General features: G+C 64.0%; 15 protein-coding genes. 7 read left to right on the top strand and 8 right to left on the bottom strand.

Going from position 1 to position 16,351, the window contains the following annotated elements:
- Nucleotides 1–10: 10 nt before the first annotated feature.
- A complete protein-coding gene (locus EXE63_RS01700; RefSeq protein ID WP_006247283.1) occupies nucleotides 11–604 on the top strand; it encodes a TlpA family protein disulfide reductase in 594 nt (197 codons plus the stop codon).
- Nucleotides 605–674: 70 nt separating this feature from the next.
- Here the strand turns inward: EXE63_RS01700 and EXE63_RS01705 are convergent, their stop codons facing one another.
- Nucleotides 675–992, bottom strand: a complete 318-nt coding sequence (locus EXE63_RS01705; RefSeq protein ID WP_006247282.1) for a MerR family transcriptional regulator — start codon at nucleotides 990–992, stop codon at nucleotides 675–677.
- A 121-nt stretch (nucleotides 993–1,113) separates the two neighbouring features.
- Between EXE63_RS01705 and EXE63_RS01710 the strand changes: the two genes are divergently transcribed.
- A complete protein-coding gene (locus EXE63_RS01710) occupies nucleotides 1,114–2,070 on the top strand; it encodes an alpha/beta hydrolase (protein WP_158022687.1) in 957 nt (318 codons plus the stop codon).
- Between the two features lie 110 nt (nucleotides 2,071–2,180).
- On the opposite strand, the gene EXE63_RS01715 is transcribed toward EXE63_RS01710, so the two are convergent.
- Entirely contained in the window at nucleotides 2,181–2,849 is a 669-nt protein-coding gene (locus EXE63_RS01715; protein ID WP_006247280.1) for a peroxiredoxin, read from the bottom strand.
- A gap of 578 nt (nucleotides 2,850–3,427) precedes the next feature.
- Here EXE63_RS01715 and EXE63_RS01725 point away from each other — a divergent pair.
- Nucleotides 3,428–4,195 carry a cytochrome c biogenesis CcdA family protein gene (locus EXE63_RS01725; protein ID WP_006247278.1) on the top strand — a complete coding sequence of 256 codons (768 nt, stop codon included), beginning with the start codon at nucleotides 3,428–3,430 and terminating at the stop codon, nucleotides 4,193–4,195.
- A gap of 448 nt (nucleotides 4,196–4,643) precedes the next feature.
- Here the strand turns inward: EXE63_RS01725 and EXE63_RS01730 are convergent, their stop codons facing one another.
- From EXE63_RS01730 to EXE63_RS01750, 5 genes are all read right to left on the bottom strand, one after another.
- Nucleotides 4,644–5,852 carry a hypothetical protein gene (locus EXE63_RS01730; protein WP_006247693.1) on the bottom strand — a complete coding sequence of 403 codons (1,209 nt, stop codon included), beginning with the start codon at nucleotides 5,850–5,852 and terminating at the stop codon, nucleotides 4,644–4,646.
- Between the two features lie 1,025 nt (nucleotides 5,853–6,877).
- Nucleotides 6,878–7,204, bottom strand: coding sequence for a helix-turn-helix domain-containing protein (locus EXE63_RS01735; RefSeq protein WP_006247692.1), 327 nt, complete (start codon nucleotides 7,202–7,204; stop codon nucleotides 6,878–6,880).
- Nucleotides 7,201–8,313 (bottom strand): tyrosine-type recombinase/integrase, encoded by a 1,113-nt coding sequence (locus tag EXE63_RS01740; RefSeq protein WP_013470135.1) that lies wholly within the window; start codon nucleotides 8,311–8,313, stop codon nucleotides 7,201–7,203. The genes EXE63_RS01735 and EXE63_RS01740 overlap by 4 nt, the downstream gene beginning before the upstream one ends.
- 489 nt (nucleotides 8,314–8,802) lie before the next feature.
- Nucleotides 8,803–9,327 carry a helix-turn-helix transcriptional regulator gene (locus EXE63_RS01745; protein WP_168140521.1) on the bottom strand — a complete coding sequence of 175 codons (525 nt, stop codon included), beginning with the start codon at nucleotides 9,325–9,327 and terminating at the stop codon, nucleotides 8,803–8,805.
- 633 nt (nucleotides 9,328–9,960) lie between these two features.
- Nucleotides 9,961–10,185, bottom strand: a complete 225-nt coding sequence (locus EXE63_RS01750) for a hypothetical protein (protein ID WP_168140522.1) — start codon at nucleotides 10,183–10,185, stop codon at nucleotides 9,961–9,963.
- 2,008 nt (nucleotides 10,186–12,193) lie between these two features.
- Between EXE63_RS01750 and EXE63_RS01755 the strand changes: the two genes are divergently transcribed.
- The 4 genes from EXE63_RS01755 (at nucleotide 12,194) to EXE63_RS01770 (ending at nucleotide 15,743) form a co-directional block, all read left to right on the top strand.
- Nucleotides 12,194–13,045, top strand: a complete 852-nt coding sequence (locus EXE63_RS01755; protein WP_168140523.1) for a hypothetical protein — start codon at nucleotides 12,194–12,196, stop codon at nucleotides 13,043–13,045.
- A gap of 173 nt (nucleotides 13,046–13,218) precedes the next feature.
- Complete coding sequence (locus EXE63_RS01760) at nucleotides 13,219–13,713, top strand: hypothetical protein (RefSeq protein WP_168140524.1); 495 nt, start codon at nucleotides 13,219–13,221, stop codon at nucleotides 13,711–13,713.
- 428 nt (nucleotides 13,714–14,141) lie between these two features.
- Nucleotides 14,142–14,858, top strand: coding sequence for a ParA family protein (locus tag EXE63_RS01765; protein ID WP_168140525.1), 717 nt, complete (start codon nucleotides 14,142–14,144; stop codon nucleotides 14,856–14,858).
- A complete protein-coding gene (locus EXE63_RS01770; RefSeq protein WP_168140526.1) occupies nucleotides 14,859–15,743 on the top strand; it encodes a ParB/RepB/Spo0J family partition protein in 885 nt (294 codons plus the stop codon).
- Between the two features lie 279 nt (nucleotides 15,744–16,022).
- Here the strand turns inward: EXE63_RS01770 and EXE63_RS01775 are convergent.
- On the bottom strand, nucleotides 16,023–16,351 hold a 329-nt coding region (locus EXE63_RS01775), incomplete at its 5' end, for a hypothetical protein (protein ID WP_168140527.1).

Below are 16,351 nucleotides of genomic sequence, written 5' to 3' on the forward strand. Positions count from 1 at the left end.
AGGACTCCTCGTGACTAGCCTTAGGCAAATCGTCGCCGTCGTGGCAGCCCTTATCGTCGCAGCCACGGTTGCCGGCTGCACCACCGGCGAGGGCGCCGTCGCCCAAGGCGGCACCTTTGACTTCGTATCGCCCGGCGGACAGACCGCGATCTTCTATGACCCTCCCTCCACACGAGGCACGATCGGGGATCTAACCGGACCCGATCTGTTTACCGACGCACCGATCCGGTTGTCGGATTTCACCGGGAAAGTGGTCCTCATCAATGTGTGGGGCTCCTGGTGTGCGCCATGCCGCACCGAAACTCCAGAACTGGAAACGGTTTACGCCGAATACCGTGACCGCGGCGTGCAGTTCCTGGGTATCGACGTCCGCGACAACCGCGACACCGCACGCGATTTCGTCACCGACCGCGACGTTCAATATCCCTCCATCTTCGACCCATCGCTGCGCAGCCTCATCACGCTGGGACGCACCTATCCAACCAGCGTCGTACCCACCACCATGGTCCTCGACCGCCAGCACAGAGTTGCAGCGGTGTATCTCATGGCACTACTGGCCGAAGACCTACGGCCGCTACTGGACCGGCTGACCACCGAGCCCTGACATATTGCATAGTGGCGAACCGGCCGCAGTACCCGCAGCACTCGCATCGTGGGGGTATCTGACCACGCCGCTAGGGATGCCTGACACGTTCGGCCAGCACCGCGCGGAAGCGCGGACAACTGGCGAGGTCGCCGTGTTCACAGCCGAGCGCGGTGTCGATAAGGGCGAGTGCGGCTTGGGCTTCGACGACGCGCTGGCTCAGCGCGTCGTACTGGTGTTGCAAGACCCTGTTGCGCTCGGCTGGGGTGGCTGCGGTCAACATCGCACGAATACTGTCAAGACTCATCCCGGCCGCCTTCGCCTGCACAATCGCGGCCACTCGATAGCGATCCGCAAGGCCGTACATTCGGTGACCCGTCGAGGTGCGGCGCGGAACCACCAACCCCATCTATTCCCAGTGACGCAGCACATGGGTAGCCAGCCCGAAATGTTCGGCCAACTCGCCGATCGAAATTTCTCGGCCCTCACCGCTTGACTTCATGTCGACATTAACGCGCACGCTGGCGGCCGTGTCTACAACCCTTCCCTTCTGCGGCCGCGGCACCGGCGTGGTCCGCGAGAACATCAACTTCGAATCCGGCGGCCAACGATGCGAGGGGTGGCTGTACCGGCCAACGAGTCCCCCACCGCATCCCTGCGTGGTGCTAGCCCATGGCATCGGCGGTATCCGAAGCGCGGCCTTGCCCGATTTCGCGATCCGCTTCGCCGCCGTCGGCATAGCCGCCCTCACCTTCGATTACCGCCACCTGGGCACCAGCGCCGGTGAACCCCGCGGCCTGATCGACATCAGGCGACAGCGCGCCGATGACCGCGCAGCCATCTCTCTCGTCCGCCGCTTCAGCGGCATCGATCATGACCGAATCGCCCTGTGGGGCACTTCTTTTGGCGGTGGACATGTACTTGCCACCGCCGGCCGCGACCACGACATCGCCGCGGCGATCATACAAAATCCGTTCGTCGACGGGCGCGCCGCAGCCGCCGCGGCAATCCGCTACGCCCGCCGACGGCATGGCTATCGGATGGCATGGCGAGGGATCCGCGACAACTTGCGTGCACGATGCGGCCGCGAACCCCTACGGATCGAGCTGGCCGGAGCACCCGGCTCAATGTCGATGTTGACCACACCCGATGCCGCCGCCGGATTTGCGTCGATCATGCCCGCCGACCCGGTCGGCTGGGAGCCCACGATCCCCGCCCGGATCGTGCTGCAGATGCGCGCCGACCGGCCGGCGCGCCGGGCCAATCTGGTGTCATGCCCGCTTCTGGTGTCCGTCTGCGACGGCGACGCCATTGCACCGCCCCAACCCGCGATCGAAGTGGCCAAGCACGCGCCGCGCGGAGAGCTACAACGCTACCCCATCGGGCATTTCGACCTATTCAATGAACCTTGGATAGATCGCGTCGTCAACGATCAGATCGCATTCTTGCGCCGCACCCTTCTACAACCCCATACCGAACAGAGGTGACCAGCATTGACATCGACGATGCTCGCCCCTACGCCCCGACTACCTCGGGTACCCCTTAGTGTCGCCGGTCGAGCACCCGATGCAGCCATCCCAACACTTGTCCTGTTGGGCTAAGCAAGCTGAATCGGGCTCGGGACGATGCGCAGGTAAGCCCGGGGTGCTTGCCACCCGTTCGGATAGATCTGGCGGGCTTCCTCGTCGCTGACCGAATTGGAGATGATCACATCGTCGCCTTGGCGCCACTGCGCCGGAGTGGCGACCTTGTGGGTGGCGGTCAACTGCAGCGCGTCGATCACGCGCAGCACCTCATCGAAGTTGCGTCCGATGGTCATCGGGTAGATCAGCACCAGTGCGATGGTCTTGTCGGGGGAAATCACAAAGACGTTGCGCAGCGTCGCATTCTGCGCGGGAGTTCGGTCAGTGGGGTCCCCGGCGGCGTCGGCGGGCAGCATCCCGTAGGCCTTGGACACCGCGAAATCGGTGTCGGCGATCATCGGATAATTGGGCGCGACGCCCTGGGTATCGGCGATGTCTTGTGACCAGCTGGCGTGGTTGTCGAGCGGATCGACCGACAGCCCGATGATCTTGACGTCGCGCCGGTCGAATTCGGTTTTGATCTTGGCCATGTAACCCAGTTCGGTGGTACACACCGGGGTGAAATCGCGGGGATGGGAGAACAGCACCGCCCAGCCATCGCCGATCCAGTCGTGAAACCGAAGCCGACCTTCGGTGGTATCGGCCTCGAAATCCGGGGCGGTGTCGCCGATCGTCAGAGTCATCGCAAACCTCTAATCTCAGGGAGAGGCACGTCCCCCTCCTTCTACTGTCTACGTACCTGAACAGTAGAAAGTTATTTCCATCTGCGCCACTACGGCTGGTACAGGCGATAGTGGAAGTAAACGAGGGTGACGATGCGGTCCGGCCGGTCGATGGTGGGGCGGCGATGGAGGCGCGGTAGACCGACGCGCAGCGCATGCGCACGTCGCGCCGGGGACGTGGCCAGCCAAGACTGCGGGCGGCGGGGCCAAAGGCACCGGGACCACGGTGCCGAGTTGTCGCCCATGGGCTGTCGTGGCGACAGGACAGGCACCGACACACCTCCCCCGGCTTGGATGACGCGCTGCCGTATTGTGCATGGCCGTTGAGTCACCAACGATTTCGGCGCAGACGGTCTACGGCTGAAGCCGCATCTGCGCATTACACGCCCGTCAAACGAGGGGTTGCGTGAGCGTCTCGAAACCGTTCCCAGCTATGGTACTAACCTCTGTAGTAGATACGTAGGTGATGACATGATGCAGATGGGCGTGGGCGGACCCAGTAGCTGGAGTGCAGAAGCGGTCGCAATGCGCAGCCGCCGATGAACGGATTCACCGAGATCGCCATGTCAGGGCACGTGCTGCTGGCGGTGCTGGTATCGGCATTGGCCGGATTGGTGTCTTTTGCCTCGCCCTGCGTGATTCCCCTGGTGCCGGGATACCTGTCCTACCTTGCAGCGGTCGTCGGGGTCGACGAGCAAAGCCAATCGACATCGCGAAGTGCGCGGCTGCGAGTAACTGCGGCCGCTGGATTGTTCATCGCCGGCTTCACAGCGGTGTTCCTGATGGGCACCATCGCGATCCTGGGTCTAACGGCGACGGTGATCACCAATCAGGTGTTGCTGCAGCGTATCGGCGGCGCCGTCACCATCCTGATGGGCCTGGTCTTCATGGGCTTCGTGCCCGCGCTGCAACGCCAGGCCCGGTTCACCCCGAAGTCGATGTCGACCATCGCGGGTGCGCCGCTGCTGGGCGGGGTGTTCGGCCTGGGCTGGACCCCGTGTCTGGGGCCCACACTCACTGGCGTGATTGCGATGTCCTCGGCCACAAATGGATCGGCCATCGCCCGCGGGGTAGTCCTCGTCGTGGCCTACTGTCTAGGTCTGGGCATTCCCTTTGTCCTGTTGGCGTTGGGATCTGCACGCGCGGTGCACGCGATGGGGTGGCTTCGTCGAAATACCAGGGAAATCCAGATCTTCGGCGGTGTACTGCTGGTCGCCGTGGGACTAGCGCTGGTGAGCGGGCTGTGGAACGAATTCATCTCTTGGGTCCGTGACACCTTCGTCACCAACACCACGCTGCCGATATGACACCAACTTTGCCCTGAGAGTCAGGCGGCTGGGCTGGCTCGCACCGACAACGCCAGATGGAGTGAGGAATTCGACCGATTGGGTCGCGCGATTACCTCACGCGCCCGGAAAGCAACGGTGCAACGCAGCAAACACTCACGTTGCGCGTGGAGGGCGACGTTGAAGGCGGTCGCGGGCGATATCACAGCCGTTTGAGTCGTTGGGGGTGCAGACTGCCATAGTTTCGGCACCCGGCCGAAGGTACCGGCTGCGGCAGTGCCGATGGGCCTAGTTTGCCGTGGCCGGTTTCGTGTCCCCCAAGGCACGGGCCAGACAAATCTCGCCTCGGCCGGCAACCAGAGTCCGCACCGTTCACAGCGGTGGGAGTGTTACCAGAGTGGGCTTCGAGCCTCTTATTTGCCGCCGAACCCCGCATCGGCTGACCATCCGAGTCGCCAGCGGATGGCTCTTACCCGTTGTCGCCGGAGGTTCGTGCTGCGATGTAGTCGTTCCATTCGGTCTTGGCGTAGGTGGCCCACCGGGTGGCAGTGCCGACGTCGATGGCGAGCAGGTCGGCGAGAACGGCTGCGGGAAGTTCGGCGGCCAGCCCGAGCAGGGCGGTGTTCTTGCCGGCTCGGATGGTCAGGCCGCTGCGTTTGAGTCGCTTGCCGAATCCGCCGGTGTCGACGGGTCGATCGGGAGTTCGGCCGGGAAACAGCAGCCGATCCGAGGCGTCGGAGTCCGGCAATGTGGATCGTCGTGTGGAGCGCGGTAATTGAGCCATCAGGTCGGCCAGCTGGGGTGGCAGCAGCAGTTCGTGGTCGCGCAGGACCAGGAAGGTCTCGCCGTCACGCGTATGTACCTGGTTTCGTCGTAGGTTGAGCACTCGCCAGGTGGCTATGCCGTAGAGCAGGATGAGGGCGCCCGCGGCGCGCAGATCGACGTCGATACCGTCGTCGTGCAGGCAGCGGTGCAATTGTTCGAGGTGCGTTGCTTCGTCGATGAAGACCGACGGTGGAGCGGGCTTGGGTGCCGGCGCGGAGACGGCGCCAGTGATGCGGCGTTGGGTCGTCCAGTGCAGAAACGGTCGCACTTCTGGCCGGCGCCAGTCTCCGGTGGCCAGCCAGGTGTCCACGTCGCCCTGATCGATGTCGGTCAGGGACCTCCCACGGGCGTCACACCAGGTGAGGAACTCGAGTGCGACGCGCACTCTGCGCCGGATACGAGCCGCCCCTGCCGTGACCAACGGTCGGGGGCTTCGCCTGGCACGATGCAGGAGATACCAGACGGCGTAGTTGCGGACCATCAGGGTGTGGTCGGCTGGCTGGTCGGCGAGGTAGCGATCCAGCCACGGCTCGAGTCGCTCGAGACGCTCGTTGCGCATCGGCAATACCGATGTGCGGACCAGGATTTCGCGGATGTAGTTGACCTGCCGTCCGGGCGGCAAGGCGTCGAGAAGGTCGTGGGTGACCGTTTCTCCGCATTCGGCAAGGGTTCTCAGTAGTCGCGCGGCGTCGCTTCGGGCGAGCCAGACGGCAACGCTGCGAGGATCGGGTGCGGCGGCCAACGCGTCGGCCAGCGGCCGCAACTGGTCAGGTATCTGGCCGTCGTGGCCACCCAAGGCGGCATCAAGGAGCTGGGCGGTGACGCAGCGGCTGCACCGACCGTTGGCGTGCATGCCGGCCTGCCCGCAATTGCGGCAACGGTAATCGAGCGAGGCGCCTGCACACGGTCCGCAGATCCGCCCACCATGGTCGTTGAGTCCGATGAGGACCGCAGACTGCTGACACGTCCCGCAGATCCCCGGGTAAGACCGCGCCCGCTTGGCGCACACCTTGCAAACCGGGCCTGCTGGCCATCGGTTCATTATCGGGCGTTGCCGCCGGCAGAAGACGCAGATCGGGGCAACTCTGGGTGGCCGCGACGCGGGTAGCGCTGTCCGCGTCGAGGCCTTCTGGACGTCGTTGCGTAGTGCGCGTCGGCAGATCCCACAAATATGTGGACCGACGTTGCCGCCGGATTTCCTTCGGCGGAGCGCGCCGCAGGCGGCACAGCTCCACGACATGTTGATTCGGCTGTAGCAGGTGCTACAGATCGGCCCGTTCTCGGTGATGGATTGCGCGGGTCGGTCTTTGCCGCACTCGACGCAGGTGTGTTGGGGCCTGGGAGCGCACGCTGGACAGAGCACGCCTCCGCAAGGGAGGCGACGCCGACGGTGCCCCACCCGCCCGCACCGGTGGCATGGCGCTTTCGAAGAGGGGTCCCGGCTATAACAGTTCGAGCAGACTACGCCGTCGGCGGAATTGCGTCGGTGCAGAGCTGGCTTCCCGCAGCGCGCGCAGAGAACTGTGGGGCGGTTGGCTCGAAGGCAGTGTTCGCAAATTCGCCCGGACGGGCCGACATTGGTCAGTGCCGAGCGCTGGCCGCACTGAGTGCACTGCGGTGGGTGAACCGTGGTGTATCCGGCGGCGAGCAGGATGTGGCTCAATCGCATCATGCCGCGGGGGCACGCGGAGTCTGGGTCGCACACGCCGCCGGGCGTGATTGCCAGGTAGCAGTCGACGGCGTTGAGCGTCTTGGGGCGGTTCACGCGGGCATCGGTGAGCAGGCGCTCGGCCGCCTCGACGGACAGGCCGTCGATGTCGGCGACCAGGCGGGCGGTGACCCGGGCCCACGCGTCGGGCCGAAAGTCCGCCGAACCCTTCACCGAGTGTGGTCCGGGCGGCGCACCGTGGTGCGCCGGACCGTCGGCGGCGACGGGGCGGCCCCACCGGCGACCTTCTTGGCTGCGGCATTGACCACGGTGATCTCAACCAAATCGTTGGGTGTGCAGTCGAGGATGTCGCACAACGCCGCCAGAACGTCCATCGAGAGCCGCTGCGGAGGCTGAGTCACCAAACGGAAGACCTGTTCGCGGGACAGCACGACGCCACGCTCGGCCAGCAGCGGCACGAGCTCCGTGGTTTGAAACATCCCCTGCTGCGCCATCAGTGTGCGAAGGTGCCACTGGCAGCCCATCTTTCGGATCATGGTTCACCTTCGGTGATGACGCCACGTTTGGTGAGCGCCGCGCGCAGCAGGCGGTTGCGGTACTCGTCGGACACGTGGCTGTAGATCGAGGTGGTACTGGCGTAGGCATGTCCGACTTGGTCTTGCACGAAGCGCTCTGGGTAGTCGAACTCGGTGAGATGTGTGACGTAGGAATGGCGCAGCGAGTGCAAATCGAGTTCCTTGGGCAAGCCGGCCGCATCCCGTGCCGCGGTGAACGCCTCGTTGGCGCTGCGCTTGGACAAGCGCCCCTGACGTTCAGTGATCCACAAGCCGGGATGGCGGCCGGGCTGAAAACACGGCCGTACCTCGGCGACGTAGTGCTCCAGGACGCCGACGATCCAATCCATTTCCGGAACGGTCAACACCGTGCGACGCTTCGGCGCGTCGCCATGCGACCCCTTGCCATGGCGGACGAACAACCCACCAAAGCGGCCGTACGCCGGAACCTTCGGATTCGATCGCAGATCGACGATGTCGAGGCCCACCACCTCTTGGCGGCGAAGTCCATACGCGTACACCGTCTTTAGCATGGCGGCGTCTCGCAACGCCGACAAACTGCCCTTGCGGTGACGACTACGCGCGGCCTCGACCAACCCGTCAGCTGCGTCGAACAACTCCTGCACCTCGTCGAAACTCAGCGGACGCCGACCGGCTCTGCCTTCGAACTCGGTGACATGTGTCACGGTGTTCCAGTCGTGCAAGATCTGAGCAGGCGGCTGCCCGAACCGCTCCAGGCACAGTGCGGCCCACCCGTATCGGCGGTCGGTGATGAAATCGCAGAACAATCGCAACGCGTTCTGATACCCGCGTAGCGTCGAAACCGCCTTCGGCGATGAACCCGACCTCATCGATGAGAAGAACGCGTCAGCGTCCTCAGCGGTCCACTGCCAGGGATGGGTCCCGGTGAAATCGCCGAACCGCCGAACCACACTCGCTCGCGCGAGGATCGTCGGCGGCAAGCACACCCGCGCCCGCTGCTGATCCGACCAGCCCGCCATCATCGCCCGAAACACCGCCTCCTGCGGATCCAACGACGCGACCTTCGACACCAACGACAACGCCGCAGAACCCGGCAGATCAACACCCACACCCTTGTTGTAGCAGATGCAACAATGATGCGATAGAGGAAGACGCGCAGTTGAGGCGAGCGCATCGATGTCACCTCGCCTAACGGGACGGGATTTCACCAGGGACAACGACGCTCTAACGAGCGCCGAACTGTTGCAACAAATGCAATTCCGCTCAGTGGGTGCATGTGTGCGTTCGATGCGATTGTCCGCAGCCGCTGCATTGGGCCGTTCCGACCAGCACCCGGCCGCTGCCCAGCGCCGCTTGGCAGTCAGGACAGTGGCTGGGCTGTGTTTCCGCCCAGCCGCGGCGGGTTCGCCGAAGCTCCACAAGCGGTGATCGTACATGTGTTCGGAACGAGTGTTGATACGGCGGGATTCAAGTTCACCGCTGTCGGGAAATTGCGGCCCATGGGGTGGGTGCGAGATGCAAAGCGTGACGCCGTCGGGCACGCCAAAAAGGCGGCACGCGCCCGGGGGAGGGCACGTGCCGTGGTGGGTGTCCGGGGCTTAGGCGCCGATGAGGTGCTGCGTTGCCGGCTGCGTTGCCGGCTGTGCGACCTTCACGAATTCGAAGGGCCGTGCGACGGGGTGGCGGCGGTGGGTCTGCGACCGGCGGATGGCCTTTGCTAGAAGCTCCTCATCGAGGTTGAGGTGCTCCTTGAGCTTGTCACGCACCTGCGGAGGAATGGAGCTGCGCCCAGCCTCCATGCGGCCAAGGTGCACCGGACTCGCGCCGATCAGAGGGGCCAGCTGAGCGAGGCTGTAACCAGCAAGGACGCGATAGTAGGCGAGGTTACGCGCCGTCTCGGTCACGACGTACAGCTCACTGGGGTCGACCCCGAGCACCTCGGCCAGGCGGGCGATGAACTTGGGAGAAGGGGCGGCTTCACCCTTTGCCCAGCGGCTCACCGTGCCCTGGTTGACGTGTACTGCAGCGGCAAGGGATCTGTTCGTCAAACCCTGCTTCTTGGCGAGGTCCTGCATTTTGCGGTACTTGAAGACCCCGGGCATGGCTGCCGGCGTGGAACGCATGATGCGTCTCCCTTCCCTGACCCGACGATCTCGCTGTTTCACGTTGACTATAACCGTCGCAATGTTCCCAAAGACAGATGCCGCGGCGACACAACACGCCGACGGTTAGGTATTTCACTCCTGCCACAGCGGCAAATACGCGCAGGTCAGGCGCATCAGATTTGCGACCGTCACGTCTACACGGGTGGGTGTGTCGCATTGATGAACATTGCCTGTGGTGGTAAACCGTGGCACGATTTGCGTTCATCGGACGCCTGGCAGCGTTCGGACAACTGCATGAAAGACCCCATAAAACCAAAAACCGGTTGGTAGCTGGCACTACCAACCGGCGGGCTCCCCCGAAGGGAAGCGGATGTCTTGGAGACACCGCCATTTTAGCGTGCTACCAGCACGTTTGGCAAACGTTGTTGGCGACGAAATCGCCACCGCGGGATCACAGGACGGTCACACGTCCGCCTTCGCCACGCAACGTTGTGAAGTGCGCTCGACCCGGCTCGGCCGGGCCGAGTTCCGCCGCAGTCGTCGGCGCTGGATCGTCACCGCGGGCGTCGTCGCCGCTACCACCCCGATGTGGATCTCCCGCACTTCCTGGACCTGCGAAGTCGCCGCCTGGGCGGCCACGGCGACGGGAACTCAGGCTTTGCGTCGCGTCCACCTCGGCCAGAAGTTGTTCGCACGGGTCAGCGCCGCCCTGGCCCGGTTCGCCGATGGATCCAGCGGGCGCCACTGCGCCGTGACCAACGCCCGCATCGCGCGAGCCGCCAGCTGCAGCCCCCGCACCGTGACCACCGTGCGCTCCGTTCTCGCCGAGGCGGCATTCGCCGTGGAGATCCGCCGCGGGACAGGATCGAGCAGCACTCCCGCCCACCTGCGCAGACCGTCGGTCTGGCACCTGACGTCGCGCCGGCAGCCTGTGGATAAACGAGAAATTTGCGACCTACCCCGTCCCCGAAGGGTTACGGGGTCTGTTCCATTGGGTTCACCATCTCCAAGCGAGGCGCACAGCGCCCCGCAGCAAGATTCTTCGACCACAAGACGCCGCAAGCGGCGGCCCAAACGCCGGCAGGGACCCCGGCCGCTGCACACTCAGCGGCTCGCAGGATGGCTGGCATCGACCTCGACGGGCCTCGGAGCACGCACAGGGCATCACGTTGTGGGACAGCTCTGCGATGCGCTGCACAACAGCCACCTCGATCTACCTTCCTGGACAGGCCCGCAGCTCGTCCAGGCGCTCAACGAGGACATGAAGCGCCGCGGCTGCACCTGGCCTGACCAGGTCACAAGCCCGGGCCCGTTCCTGGCCCAACGTCTGCGTCACCTACCCGCCCGCCCGGCCGTCAGCGCGAGTAGCGCCAGCCCCTCCCCTGCCCCGTCAGCTGCCGTGCCGGCTGATCAGGCCGGCGCAGTCGATAGACCTGGTTCTGCGCCCTCAGCAGTGCGCGCCGAGGCGCAACGCCGAATTCGTGAAGTCCTGTCGCGAAACCCGCGCCGTCCAACACGCATCTAGGCCAGCATTTACCCAGCTGGTGGCCGGTTTCGCGGCCGCGACCAGGCATGATCTCTGGACCGCCAGGCGACCCGTCCGCCCGGATCCCGGGAAAAAAGAGGCCCTGAGAGCCCCGGAGAGCGACTAAAACCGGTGGGTCCATACATCCGGACCCCCGAGGGCCGCCGCGGGCTCTGTGGTGGCGTACAGAGGCCCGCACGAGGCTACGCAACTCGACGGCAGCTAACTGCCGTGAGCTCTATCGCTGCAGTTCAAACGGTATGACAACCTATCCGCAGCATACGTAGATTGTGCCTCAATTGTGCGGATAGTTAGCGCACAATCGGCGCAGGATGCATGGGCAATGTGCCGCCACCGGTCGCCGAAACCATATGAAGTTGGCATGACGCTCATATCAAGCGTGAGCAGGCTGTTGAGGGTTCGTGAATCAGTTATGAAAGCACCGGCGGGCGCGGCTACGGGCTGGCGCGCCGCCCCACAACATCTGGCCAGCTAGCCCTGGCCGCAGTGAGCCTGCAGCGCTGCAGTCCGTTCCACCGCCCTCTCCAGTGGCGTCAACACCTGAGCAATGCAGCGAAGATTGACAGGACTCGCCGGCTACTTTGACAGTCCGTCGTCCTGTCCCGCGGGGTTTGTCAAAGTTCGTTGCACAGTGATTTCCGCACTGTGCGCGCGGTTTTCGCGTTTGCGGAGGCCCTCGACAGTGTTGTTAGACAATCCGCGCCCGGTTGTTAATCCTCGCTGCATCTCAACGGAAGCGCCGCCGGCGGCGGAGGACACGCAGCTCCTCGCTGTTGACATGCAGGGTGCTCAATGTGTGATGAGAATGCTACCCACACGTTCTGAGAACATTCCGTGATAGCAGCATTGGGCCGACGTGTGGCCGATGTGGCGTAGATATTGATCCCACGCCAGATCAACGTGGAACTGTTGTTCCACCGATGCTCTGATGATGTGATCCGATCGTCGCTACTACGTGCCATAGACGTGGCGAGAACATTTTGCGAACGTGCTTACTTTGTGTGTCGAACGTTCGCTCCATGTCGGCTCCATGTCCGTCGAACGTTATTAATACGTGTATATCACGCAGTCAGCACATACGAAGAATAATGCTGCGATGTACCCAATGCATGCCGTCCATGTGATCCAGACATCGGATCGGTGTGAATCTGGCGTAACCGGCCTGTTGGTTGCGCGTGAAATCGTTGTGCGACATACGTGACGTTCATATTCAGCAGTTGTGAGACCTCCTGCATGTTCGATTCACAATGTTTGTGAATGCAATGTGCATCCCCGAAGGCCCAGGTTGGGGCAGTGGCGCAGGCAGTATCTTGTCCCTGCAGGGGCAAGATAGGTGACATGGCTCCTACGCTACAGATCCAGCTGGCCGAGGTGCGCGACGTCGCTTTGACCGTCACCGGCGTGGCGGGACTCATCGCCGGCCACGGCTTCCGACTGCGGATCCCACCCGGAGCGCCCGCATCTGACTCAACAAGCCTGTACCTGAGTCGGGTTCTTCAACGAGCTGACCTTCAGCTGGCGTATGCCGCAGACAGTGCCGCTGACGAACTGACCCGTTCGATCGAGGCCCTAATGGCTTACACGAGTGAGGCCGCCACCCTCGCGCGTCGAACCGAACTTGTCATCACGGGCCTCGACGTCGACGACCTGGCGCCCAGTTACGCAGTGAGCGCCCCGCGGCTACAACGCGAGATTCCCGACGAGCCTCTCCCCCAGCCGGCACTGGATGTCACCGATCACCGCACTCTCAGCGATGCGGTACTCCTCGGCAGTGGCGTCCCCATGGAGTTCGAACCCACCGACACCGCGCAGCTCCGCGCGGCCGCGGTCACCCTGCGCGACTGCGCGCGCAGATTGCGCACAGCGATGAGCAGCGGAGAGCGCCCTGCCGCCATGTTGGAGCGCTTTGGGATCTGGGTCGACGAGGAGTTCACTGACGCCGTAGTGGCCCGCGACGAGGCGAGAGCGAGCTGGGCGACGGCATACAACGCCGCCCGCGAAGAGGTCGCGGAGCCCGCGCGCCTGTATTTGAGCTGGTTGAGCGCCGCCGCCAGGGCCGACGAGCAGGAGAGACCAGCCCTTCAAGACGCCGGCGCGCGGGCACGCGCAGCCGTGCGCGCGTACCGCGACCTTCCCCTGACGGCGGTGGCGTGCGGTGAACACCCGCAGCTCGGCGGTGGCGCTGGATAGGTCCCGCGGGCGACGGAATCGGCTCGCGCGGTCGGTACTTCCTATAAGAGCACTCCAACTGCGGGGTGCGTTCTGGAAGGGAGTCGGACGTGTGTAAGGCAGCCCATGAGGCCGGAGGGCCACAACGGTGCAGTGGTGATGCGCGCGCGAGTTTTCAGCGGTCGACTGCGGATGTGTCGGCGCTGCAGCGGGTGGAAGAGGCGTTGCGCATCGAAGCAGATGAATCCTTGTTCGAACCTCTGACATCGACGCCGGGTCACACCCTGCAGGTTCTGAAGACGAAGTGGTACGGAGTGCGCACGTTCGGCGCGCACTGCACAGGCTGCGACGGGTTCGTCACTCCGCAGGGCGGATTCACCAGTCCAGCCGACGCCCGCGAGTGGGCGCAGGCTTACGCAGAGTCGGGATGTCAGCCCAATCCTGCGGCCCTGGTCGCGATCGGACCGAAGGAGGCGTACTCCTCGATGTCGCTGGCCGAGGCGGACCAGATGAATAGGGAGCGCGCGGCGGGTGTGCACAAGCCGCGGGTGATTCCCACGCGGTATCGCGGGCTGCAGACATGGATGGTGTTCTGCCCCGGCTGCGATGCATCCTTGGGGCCAGAGGGGGGCTACGGACAGGCTGGGGCTGCCTTGCAGCATGCCAATGCGGGTTGCTCCTCGAGTTGATGCCGGGCACGGTGCTTGGCCAATGCTGGACGTTGCACCACTCCCCCGTCGCTAGCGCCGTCTTTGGGGGTCGTCGGTGTTCCGATTTTGAGGCGGGCCAACGAGTGCCGCGGCGCGCCTGGCATTTCATCACTGTGACGAACGGCGATCCGCAACGCCCGGTGGCGGTGTTCTCCGGCAAGTGAGTTGGTCGCCCGGCTTGACGCCCCGGTGCCCAGTTTTCCGCGGAAAACTGGGCACGGTGGGTCCTGTCACTGACGGCGGTTTGCGAGCGCGGTGGATCTTCTAGTTTTCCGCGGAAAACTGAGAGCCGTGCGCGGTAAACCGCGTGTCAATGACGCGGGGTGGACAGCTGCCGATCTAGGCTTTGACCGCGCTCTTCTGAGTAGGCCGCGCTGCGGCAACAATTAGATCGAGGTCACTCCCCCATGACTCGTGTATTTACTGTCTTGAACCAAAAAGGTGGCGTCGGCAAGAGCACAGCAACTGTGAATCTTGCTGCCGTCCGCGCCGAGCGACTCTCGGCGGAACTACCCCCCGACGCTCAGTCACCTGTGGCGGCGGTGTCGATCGACCCCCAGGGCTCCGCTAAATGGTGGGCTGACAGAGTCGACGATCTCCCCTTCCACCTTGTGCAGGCTCATGACGACCCGCTTGAGTGGCTCAGCCAGCTCAACGACCTCCCTGGAATTCAGGAGGTCTTCGTCGACACCGCGGGCTGGTTCGACCTCGACCCAGAAACCTCTGGGGATGGGCTTGGTGACGCCTATTCCGCCGATGCGTTGCGGACAGTGCTCGAAGTGACAGACGAAGCGCTCATTCCGATGCTCACCGCCCCCATGTGCTTCGACCCGACCGCGCGCACCATTCGCAAGCTGCTTGATCCACGACAGATCCCCTATCGCGTTTTTATCAACGACTGGGATCCGCGGGACGGTGGATTCTGGCTGTCGCAGACCAAGGACTTCATCAGGGCGCAAGGATGGCCTATGGCTGAGACGGTGGTGCGGCACTACAAGATCCACACCAACGCATCGAACGAGGGCGTTGTGGTTACGCAGTACGGCGGATCCCGGTCTGCCACCAATGCAGCGTCTGACTTCTACAGTCTGGCCGACGAGCTGTCGCGCGTGGAGGTGGCGTAAATGGCTAAAGGTGGTGTCAAAGGGTTCGGCGATCTCGTCGCAACGGTCGGAGATGATTCTCCCGTCGACGGACGGACCCAGACCGCTGCAGTGGCACCGCGGCCGAATCTGTCGCGGACGGTGGCGCTCATCGAACTCGTCGGCAACCCTTACAACCCGCGGGACTCGGTGGGCGATCTGGACGAGCTGGCGTCGATCGCCGAGTTCCAGTTGCAGCCCGTTGTAGCCGTGACTCGGCCGGCGTTCTGCAAGCTCTACCCCGATGCCGACATTTCAACTAAATGGGTCGTGATTCTCGGCAACCGGCGCCTCGCGGCCGCGCATAAATTCGGCCGCTCAACTCTCGATATCGTCGTCAGAGATGAACTGGCGAAGGACCGGGCGACGTTGCTCGCTGCAGCCATTGCCGAGAACGTCGACCGATCGGGATTCGACGTGATCGAAGAGGCGAAGGCGGTTGACAGTCTGGTTCAGGAATTGGGCAGCGCCGACGCCGCGGCGGCGCAGCTGCGTAGAAGCAAGACGTGGGTGTCCCAACGGCGAGCACTCCTCAAGTTGGATCCGGCTCTCCAAGAGGCGACTCGGCGCGGCGACCTCGCTATCCGCGAGGCACGCGCCCTCGCCCAGGTTCCTTTGGAGGAGCAGGTTGCTCGGTGGAATGCCGCGCGAGAGCGTGGCGACGCCGAGAAGCCAACCCAACCGGGGGAGGGCGGTCCTCCAGATCCGCCGAGGCGTGATGGCGCTCCGGGGGTTCGCTTGGTGACGCGCGCCCTTCGTCGGTTCGATCACGAGCCGGATGCGCTGGCTGGCGCACTGCATGAGCACCTTGGCCCCGCCGGGGCGCAGGAGTTGGTCGCGCGACTACGGAAGCTCATCCAGCAGTAGTTCGCGGGATGTCAGTTTTCCGCGGAAAACTGAGGTCCCAAGCCCCTGGGCAGGGTGGCGCCCGCTGCGGCGGGTGACTTGTCCGAGATCGCCATCGCCCTGCAAGATTCCAGTGCTATCCAGCCTGTGGCTCACTGCGGTCATTTGGCCTTGCAACAGCTACCTGGCTGCGGCTCAGAATGACCCACAAAGCGGTGCTGCGCGGGCTGGGGGGCGCTTGTCGGGCGCCTGGCTCGGCTGCGGGTAGGCCTGGCCACCAACCCGATGCGGCTACGGCTACTACGAACCGTCTTCGCCCTGGTGATCCAGCAGTGTTCTGGCATTGTCAGGAATGTTGTGTTGGGTGAGAGCGTCGCTATACGAGTCAACGACTGCATTGAGTTTCGTATTACTGGCGTGCAGGTTGGCCGCGGCGTTCTGAAAGTGAGCGGCCGCATCACGGAAAGCTGTTGTGCCGGAAAGAAGATCATCGACCGACCGTTGGTAGTCGGCGAGCGCCTCTCTCATCGTCGACTGAGAGGCCAGCAGCAGTCGAACCGTTTCCTCACTACTGGCCAGCCGGCCGCGAAGATCGTCGATATCTGCGCGTAGGCGATCATCAGTGGCAC

Source organism: Mycolicibacterium frederiksbergense, from assembly GCF_012223425.1.
Classification (GTDB): Bacteria; Actinomycetota; Actinomycetes; order Mycobacteriales; family Mycobacteriaceae; genus Mycobacterium; species Mycobacterium frederiksbergense.

Coding starts and splice junctions, on each gene's coding strand:
- EXE63_RS01705 (WP_006247282.1), bottom strand. CDS start 992: ATGGGGTTGGTGGTTCCGCGCCGCACCTCGACGGGTCACCGAATGTAC.
- EXE63_RS01715 (WP_006247280.1), bottom strand. CDS start 2,849: ATGACTCTGACGATCGGCGACACCGCCCCGGATTTCGAGGCCGATACC.
- EXE63_RS01725 (WP_006247278.1), top strand. CDS start 3,428: ATGAACGGATTCACCGAGATCGCCATGTCAGGGCACGTGCTGCTGGCG.
- EXE63_RS01730 (WP_006247693.1), bottom strand. CDS start 5,852: ATGCACGCCAACGGTCGGTGCAGCCGCTGCGTCACCGCCCAGCTCCTT.
- EXE63_RS01735 (WP_006247692.1), bottom strand. CDS start 7,204: ATGATCCGAAAGATGGGCTGCCAGTGGCACCTTCGCACACTGATGGCG.
- EXE63_RS01745 (WP_168140521.1), bottom strand. CDS start 9,327: ATGCGTTCCACGCCGGCAGCCATGCCCGGGGTCTTCAAGTACCGCAAA.
- EXE63_RS01755 (WP_168140523.1), top strand. CDS start 12,194: ATGGCTCCTACGCTACAGATCCAGCTGGCCGAGGTGCGCGACGTCGCT.
- EXE63_RS01765 (WP_168140525.1), top strand. CDS start 14,142: ATGACTCGTGTATTTACTGTCTTGAACCAAAAAGGTGGCGTCGGCAAG.
- EXE63_RS01770 (WP_168140526.1), top strand. CDS start 14,859: ATGGCTAAAGGTGGTGTCAAAGGGTTCGGCGATCTCGTCGCAACGGTC.